Source organism: Wolbachia endosymbiont of Wuchereria bancrofti (assembly GCF_002204235.2).
Lineage (GTDB): Bacteria > Pseudomonadota > Alphaproteobacteria > Rickettsiales > Anaplasmataceae > Wolbachia.
The window spans coordinates 1-7596 of sequence record NZ_NJBR02000064.1 but is presented as its reverse complement, the minus strand read 5'-3'; the positions used below and the strand labels follow the sequence as shown (position 1 = coordinate 7596).

General features: G+C 33.7%; 8 protein-coding genes and 1 pseudogene. 5 read left to right on the top strand and 4 right to left on the bottom strand.

Going from position 1 to position 7596, the window contains the following annotated elements; all coding sequences use genetic code 11:
• A pseudogene (hemC, locus tag CCY16_RS03375) lies at positions 1-817 on the top strand (hydroxymethylbilane synthase); the annotation flags it as partial.
• A complete protein-coding gene (gene murB, locus CCY16_RS03370; protein ID WP_088414945.1) occupies positions 808-1695 on the top strand; it encodes a UDP-N-acetylmuramate dehydrogenase in 888 nt (295 codons plus the stop codon). The pseudogene hemC and the gene murB, both read left to right, overlap by 10 nt.
• 272 nt (positions 1696-1967) lie before the next feature.
• On the opposite strand, the gene CCY16_RS06280 is transcribed toward murB, so the two are convergent.
• From CCY16_RS06280 to CCY16_RS06270, 3 genes are all read right to left on the bottom strand, one after another.
• Positions 1968-2204, bottom strand: coding sequence for a hypothetical protein (locus CCY16_RS06280; RefSeq protein WP_245800761.1), 237 nt, complete (start codon positions 2202-2204; stop codon positions 1968-1970).
• Positions 2205-2357: 153 nt separating this feature from the next.
• Positions 2358-2567 (bottom strand): hypothetical protein, encoded by a 210-nt coding sequence (locus CCY16_RS06275; protein ID WP_245800760.1) that lies wholly within the window; start codon positions 2565-2567, stop codon positions 2358-2360.
• Positions 2568-2641: 74 nt separating this feature from the next.
• Positions 2642-2983 carry a hypothetical protein gene (locus CCY16_RS06270; RefSeq protein WP_245800759.1) on the bottom strand — a complete coding sequence of 114 codons (342 nt, stop codon included), beginning with the start codon at positions 2981-2983 and terminating at the stop codon, positions 2642-2644.
• Positions 2984-3298: 315 nt separating this feature from the next.
• Between CCY16_RS06270 and CCY16_RS03360 the strand changes: the two genes are divergently transcribed.
• The gene (locus tag CCY16_RS03360) at positions 3299-3916 is read left to right on the top strand and encodes a TRP75-related protein (protein ID WP_088414943.1); all 618 of its coding nucleotides are present in this window, start codon (positions 3299-3301) and stop codon (positions 3914-3916) included.
• 4 nt (positions 3917-3920) lie between these two features.
• Entirely contained in the window at positions 3921-5210 is a 1290-nt protein-coding gene (ispG, locus tag CCY16_RS03355) for a flavodoxin-dependent (E)-4-hydroxy-3-methylbut-2-enyl-diphosphate synthase (protein ID WP_088414941.1), read from the top strand.
• Between the two features lie 489 nt (positions 5211-5699).
• On the opposite strand, the gene CCY16_RS03345 is transcribed toward ispG, so the two are convergent.
• Positions 5700-6056 (bottom strand): DUF1016 N-terminal domain-containing protein, encoded by a 357-nt coding sequence (locus tag CCY16_RS03345; RefSeq protein WP_245800758.1) that lies wholly within the window; start codon positions 6054-6056, stop codon positions 5700-5702.
• A gap of 1282 nt (positions 6057-7338) precedes the next feature.
• Here CCY16_RS03345 and CCY16_RS05565 point away from each other — a divergent pair.
• Entirely contained in the window at positions 7339-7503 is a 165-nt protein-coding gene (locus tag CCY16_RS05565; RefSeq protein WP_179946044.1) for a hypothetical protein, read from the top strand.
• Positions 7504-7596: the final 93 nt, after the last annotated feature.

Genomic DNA, 7596 nt, shown 5'->3' with positions numbered 1-7596 from the left:
ACTTTTTTTCTAGTTTATCTGTTGAGATCATTAAAATAAAAACTTCCGGTGACAAATATGCAAATGCGAACCTTGCTGAAATAGGAGGTAAGGGATTGTTCATTAAAGAAATTGAGACTGAATTGATCAAGAGTAATATAGATATGGCAGTTCATTCGCTAAAGGATGTTCCTGCATTTTTTTCAAAAGACTTAACAATTCCTTGTATTCTAGAGAGGTTAAGTCCATACGATACATTTATTTCTAATAAGTATAAGAGCCTTAAGGCTTTGCCACAGCAAGCCATAATTGCAACTTCCTCAATAAGAAGAAAAGTCCAGTTGCTAAATTTTAGACCAGATTTAAATATAGTACCACTGCGTGGAAACGTGACAACTAGACTGCAGAATCAAAGCTTTGATGGAATAATTCTAGCTGAAGCAGGATTAATAAGATTAAAAAAAGATTACTTGATCACAGAGGTACTGTCACCGAAAACTATGTTAAGTGCAGTGGGACAGGGAGCAATTTGCATTCAATGTAGAAAAAATGATATAAAAATTATCGATCTTTTAGAGAAGATTAATAATAATAAGTCTTTTATAAGGGTGAAATCAGAACGCAGCTTTATGAAGACAGTAAATGGTTCATGCTTGCAGGTTCATGCTTTACACCACTTGCGGCTCTGGCAAAATATGTGAGTGAAAACGTGCTACATCTTTATTGTATGTTAGCAGACAAGAAAAATATATATTTTACTGAGCGCACTTCGTTTGTAGAAGATGCAGAAAAAATGGGTATGGATGCAGGATTAGAATTGAAATCAAAATGCTTATAAGTTTGCCTAAAGTACGCGGAATCTATCGTTATAGTGTTTTAATGTCTAAAATAACATGGTTAAATGTTGGTGGACAAGCTGATATATTGTTTAAACCACGTGACACTGAAGATTTAATATATTTAATCAAAAATACTAAATTGCCAATTAGCGTTATCGGTGCAACATCCAACATGATAGTGCGTGATAGTGGAATTCGAGGAATAACAGTAAAATTAGGTAAGGAGTTCGCATATATTAAATATAAAAGTAACAACTCTATCATTGCAGGTGGGGCTGCGCTACTTAGCAATCTCGCTTACTTTGCAGGAGAGCAACAAGTTAGTGGACTCGAGTTCCTAGTTGGAATTCCAGGAACGATTGGTGGTGGAATAGAAATGAATGCAGGTGCATATGGTAGTGACATTGCAAGCGTTGTTCAATCCATAAAGGCGGTGAATCTAAGTGATGGGAATCTATATGAATTCTCCAGCAAAGAAATGGGTTATGTTTATCGTGGACATAGCTTGAAAGGGCAATGGATTTTTATTGAAGCTGAGTTTAAAGGGGTAAGTTCAGGACACGAGGTTATATTGAATAGGTTAAAAGAAATTATCAATAAAAAAAACAAAAGCCAGCCATTGAGAGGAAATACTGCTGGGTGCATATTCAAAAATCCAAGAGCCTACCAGGCATGGAAACTGATTGATGGATCTGGCTGTCGAGGATTAAATAACGGTGGAGCTAAAATTTCTAAGAAACACTGTAATTTTTTACTTAATTACAATAATGCAACTGCGTCTGACTTGGAAAACCTTGGCAACAAGGTAAGAAACACAGTGAAGGACAAGTTTAACATTGAACTTGAGTGGGAAATAAGGGTCTTGGGTAGCCATTAGGCAGTTTTTATAGCTGCTTATTAGCTATTCAACACTATCTACTTCAATTTTTAAAGTGTTCTTTATAAATTTGTTAGTCCGATCTGTGCTCACAAAAACTGCACATTTATTAGGCATTAGTCTTTTTATAGTAGCCCTATTTTTTTTATCATGCATATGTTTAAGAAGCACATCACTTCCTTTTTCATCTTGATGCGATGTGCAAATATGGCTATGTTTTTTGAGATCTATAAGCTTAACAAATTCATTATAATCATCTTTATAGCGAAAAACTATATCAACACACCCATGGCTTCTTTTTCATTGTATTTAATATTGATCTTTGGTTCATAACCATAATTTGCTCCAATAATCTTTCTTATTGAGCGTTCTACTGTTATTGTTTTTACTTCTCGAAGATCACTGTTTAAAATAGGCACTAGTGACTTATAACTTACAAGAAACAATTTTGGCTTGTATCGTTCATTATGTTTTCTTATTTTAACAAAATACCTTTCATGTTTAGTCAATCAATCTTCTCCTTTTTTCTCTATCTTGCCTAGGAATTTCTCTATTGGCCCTTGCTTAGTTGGAATAATTTTACGCATAAAAAGGAATTTGCTTTATGAAGTTAGTTTAATATGGCCGGTAGACAATTTCTGCATCTTCTGAAAATAAACCTTCTAATTTTTCACTGCATTGTACAAATTTGCCAATGCCGGTTTATAATGTTCGCTATTGTTGCCTATATAAGTTATTTTACCTTTTTCTACCTTCAAAACAGAACACAAAACTGGTTTACCAACTGCAAGAGTTGAATGACGATGAGCCAATTCACCTTTATTAACATTAATATGCTTATGAGCTACTAACCTCCCATCAAGGGTTATCACATAAGCTACACAATCTTTTTCTTCTTCTTTACTAATTTCACCAGTTGTATCATATAACTTGCCCTTAAAGCCTTTTAACTTATTACTTTCATTTCTGGCATTAAGTTTACGTATAATCTTCCTTTATGAGCAATTTTAGTATGCTCTACCTGCTCTTCTAAAGTGAAATATCTGACTCTTAAACTACTTCCAAAAATTTCTTTTTCTTCAGTTCCTATTTCTAAAAGATAGGCATAACAAGGAAAAAGATGTTTAAACGTGTGTTCTACCCAATGTAAAATCTTATTTGCAACACCAAAAATTTTTTTGTTACCTAGACCAATAGAAAGCTGCTGTTCTTTTGGTACTACTGAGTGATCAAACCTTGTGCTATCTTTGCCAAATTCTCTAGCAGCATATTTAAATTTTTCTAGCAAATATTTCTTCAGTTCTTCTGATACTGGTTTAAGTTTTCCTATTAGATATCCCTAAAATCTTTCGAATATTAATATTCTTACCTTACACTAACTATTATTTTATATCACTCTAGCTAAAAAGTCAACCTTTTTCATAAAATATTAACAAAAAGAAAAGCAATATTAAAAAGATATATATAAATATTAAAAAATGTGAATCTTGCTTACATTAATCAAATACGAGTCACCTTTTATTATAAAGTTAGTAAAGATTCTAGTTTACTTAAAGTCCGTTAATTGCTATTTTTTAAAACACAATGTTTACTATAGCACCATATGCTTAGGTTTTTTTTTATACTAGTGTTTTTGGGTTCTAGCTTTTTTATCATGCAAGATGCTGAAGCTAAATTTAAAGTGAAGCTTAGTAAAAGATACATACCTCCCGGTAATCCTGGCGGTACAAACTTTTATGAAGATGAGGATTTCGCTGAGACTTCATATAAACTGTATGAAAAGCGTAGGGAACTCCTAAAGAAAAAAAAGTTGCAGGATCAAACTAACATTAACATAAACAAAGAAAAACTGGCTAAAAAACTAAAAGAAAAAAAAATTGCTAATCTTGATAGTGAGCTAAGTGATACAGAAGCTTGTGTAATCAATGATGAAGAGGATGCTATGGTAAATCAACATGGCATCAATATTGCGCGTTTAAAGGGTGCTGTATTTATAGATCAAGGACCAATTTCTCAACGTGAAGATGAGCAACATGAAAGTGAACGACAAGAAGGAAAAAAAGCTACTTTAACACGGGAGAAAAAAGTTTCTCCTATAAACGCTACTATAAAAGACACTCCATCAAAAAGAACCTGTTCACATGATTCCATTGTCGACTTAAATAACGTCAGTTCGAACGGCTTGGATTCATTTGGAAGTGTAGCTGATGCAGTAAATTAATAACATGTTGAATAAAGATCTGGTAGATCATGACTTGAGTGATGAAGTATGTGAATTATTACCTGCTTCTCGACATAAGACTTATGTTGTAAAGGTCGGACAAGTAAAGATAGGTGGAAATAATCCTATAGTTGTACAATCTATGGCACTTGGCGTATACATAGATTCTGATGATATAAAAAGCAGTGCTAAGCGATATGCAAAAGAAATAATAGAACTAGCGCATTCAGGTTCAGAGTTGGTGCGGATTGCTTTAAACTCAGAGGAAGTAGCAAGAGCAGTACCTTATATAGTAGAAGAAATAAATAAAGAAGGTTTTGACGGTAAGATATTGGTAGGATGTGGGCAGTATGAGCTAGATAAGTTAGTCCGAGATTATCCAGACAATATCAAAATGCTAGGTAAGATTAGAATCAATCCAGGCAATATAGGCTTTGGCGACAAACATGATGAAAAGTTTGAAAGAGTTATAGAGTATGCAATAACGCATGATATCCCGGTTAGGATTGGAGTAAATTGGGGTAGTCTTGATAAATACCTTTCACAAAAACTGATGGACGAGAACTCTTTATCCAATAATCCAAAATCTTCTGATGTTATACTGCGCAAGGCACTTGTAATGTCAGCTCTTAATAGTGCACAAAAAGCTGAGGAAATTGGCCTCAGTTTAGATAAAATAGTTATCTCGTGTAAAGTTAGTAGAGTGCAAGATTTAATTTCAGTTTACACGGCGCTTGCAAAATCTTCCAATTACGCCTTGCATTTGGGTTTAACTGAAGCTGGTATGGGTAACAAAGGCATGATAAGTACCACAGCAGGGCTTACTTACTTATTACAAAATGGCATTGGAGATACGATACGGGCTTCTTTAACTCAACGCCCTGGTGAACCACGAGTTAATGAGGTAGCAGTGTGCCAAGAAATATTGCAGTCCATAGGCCTACGCCACTTTAATCCTCAAGTTAATTCGTGTCCTGGCTGTGGACGCACGAATAGCGATCGTTTTCGTATATTGACCGAAGAAGTAAATGATTATATAAAAATTCGTATGCCAATATGGAAGAAAAAAAATCCAGGTGTAGAGCATATGAATATTGCTGTCATGGGTTGCATCGTAAACGGCCCTGGAGAAAGTAAACACGCAAATTTAGGAATCAGCTTACCTGGACATGGAGAAAAGCCCATTTCAGCGGTTTATAAAGACGGCAAGTACTTTAAAACTCTACAGGGTGATAATATCTTTGAAGAATTTAAGGCAATTATTGATAATTATGTGAAGGAACATTACACATAAAATTGATAATACACAAAAATTGTGTTTTAAGAGCAACTTCCATAGCAGGCAGTGTTATCCCAGTGTCAAGCACATATCTGTATGAACACTAGACTTGAGAACGTTCCCCATTTCCTACTCAAACTGTGTAAAATGTTAACCACATTATACCGTATTTAGCCATCTCATTCTAACAATTTTGCTATTCAACTGCTCTCCACCGCTCCGCTGACTTGCCTTTTGCGTTACTAATCATTTTCTTGACTTTTTTGGAGCCGTTCATATTTTTCACGAGCTATAGAGATAGCTTTTCTCAACTTCTCCTCAAGAATTTCTTAGGAGGTAGCTGTGTTAAATATTACGCAACATGAATATTAGATTCTTCAAGCTCCAGATATTCTATGTCTTCTTGATCCTTACCAGCGCATAGAATAATTCCTAGAGGCCTCACTATGACTTAATGACAATTCCACAAAGTTAAGAAAGTATTATGGATCGTAAAAAATAAATTTAAGTGTTAACGTATTTTCTTCCCGCAACTTTTTGACACTTTGCTTTATTGAATTCCGCAGTTTTTCTTGCTAATGCTGTACGTTCATACAATACAGTATTGACTTCACTACGTAGTACTCTAACATTCCATCTTTCAATACAACATATTTCCAAATAGTAGCTGCGCTTCAAGTTACCAAAGATTGCAGTAATTTCTACAAAATGTGACCAACTCAATTGCTGCAACAGTGTCACAACAATTTCTTGATCGGGAAAGAATTTAGAAAATTGCACCATCCTAAATAATGGAAGCTCTATCAAATCCACGTCCATATTTAATCTGAAGTTCTTTTGCAATTTGGATTCATTTGCCATAGTCTGCAAGCACGTTTGTGCTTTAAGATATCTTGATCAATTCTGAAGCTAATTTTTCAAATTTAACAATACTATGGTAGAATTAAAATATCTAGCAAGATGATTCTTTGCTCTATCTATTAAACTACTAATACCCTCTAATAAGCTAGTAGTAATATTCATCAACGCTATTTTCAACAAAGGACTATTATAGCACAAAAACTAACTTTCTTGGATTTAACAATAAGCATGTATATACTTTCACCAAGAAAAACATTACTACTTCTACTTACTATCTTTAAATCACATGAAACGTATCGTTCAGCCAATGGCGTCAACTTAAGAGCTTCCCTTAGTAAACTTCTCTAAAGGCACAACGGATTTTAGAGAGAAATCTTATATACAATCACTGATATTTTTCCTTAAGTTGACTCCATTAGCTGAACAGATACTACTTGACTTCATAATTGCAACTAAATCTAAGTTATAAATATTTAATAAATTTACCAAATAAAAAAAAAGCAAAAGAATTCTCGCAGTGCAAGTTTTAACCCTATAATAATTTTAATTGGCGCTGTAATAATTTGCTGACGCTTAGTTTAAGCACAATTCAGCTGAATGCAGAAAAATTTTAAAAGACATGCAGCCGCGATAATTTGATGTAATCTGCCAACAAATACCTGAACTAAACTTTGTCATTGAACCTGCATAGGTTAAAAACAAGCTGCGGTCAGAAATACCCTTATTGTAAGGTAAGGAGGTTGTTAGAATTCGTCAAGTAATTTTTGCATTTCTATGAGCTACTGAAATGACACCTACCGGTCTCTCAAACTTGCAATATTCGTGCAATTGTAGGTATAATGCTGAAATCTAATAAACCTTACTTATTTTAAGCTAGCACAATTAAGCAAGTATAATAATTTTAATGTATTTTATTGATATATTCAACATCTTTTGGTATGGTTGATAAAGAGTTATAAGGGGATAAAATATGGTTGGAGTAAAAGGTTTCAGAGATCTACTAAGCAAAATTAGACTTGCATGGGTTAGCTTAATACTAAGCGTAAAAAATCTCTTTCAAGCAAAAAACATACGCTGTTAAGCACCTCTACCAACAAGCAAAACGCTGACAATGGTTATGACGGCATACAAAAGAAACAAGCGTAGAAAATAAAATAGAAATAAAAGGTAACAAGATTGATTTAGAAGATAAGCAGAATATATGACATGATGCTTTAGAAAAACAAGAAGAATTTTTTGATACTGTTGAAAGTTTAGATAAACAAGAAACTGGTAAAAGAGTATGGGGAGAATAAGTACTAACAGCTTACAAGGTGGCTTGCAAGACAAAACTGAATTTGATCATTCAAAGCAAACTCTTGCACTTGCTTTTGAGGTTGAACCAGGAATTTTTAATGCTGACCTCGGTAAATTTAAACTATGCAAACTTAAGCAAAAATGGCAATAAATATATATTTACCCCAGAAGATAAGTAAAAAAATCGTATAGAACTACATTCTGAGTATCTTAATATGTATCTCCCTAAATACTTTGAGAAACA

Coding starts and splice junctions, on each gene's coding strand:
- murB (WP_088414945.1), top strand. CDS start 808: ATGCTTATAAGTTTGCCTAAAGTACGCGGAATCTATCGTTATAGTGTT.
- CCY16_RS03360 (WP_088414943.1), top strand. CDS start 3,299: ATGCTTAGGTTTTTTTTTATACTAGTGTTTTTGGGTTCTAGCTTTTTT.
- ispG (WP_088414941.1), top strand. CDS start 3,921: ATGTTGAATAAAGATCTGGTAGATCATGACTTGAGTGATGAAGTATGT.
- CCY16_RS03345 (WP_245800758.1), bottom strand. CDS start 6,056: ATGGCAAATGAATCCAAATTGCAAAAGAACTTCAGATTAAATATGGAC.
- CCY16_RS05565 (WP_179946044.1), top strand. CDS start 7,339: ATGGGGAGAATAAGTACTAACAGCTTACAAGGTGGCTTGCAAGACAAA.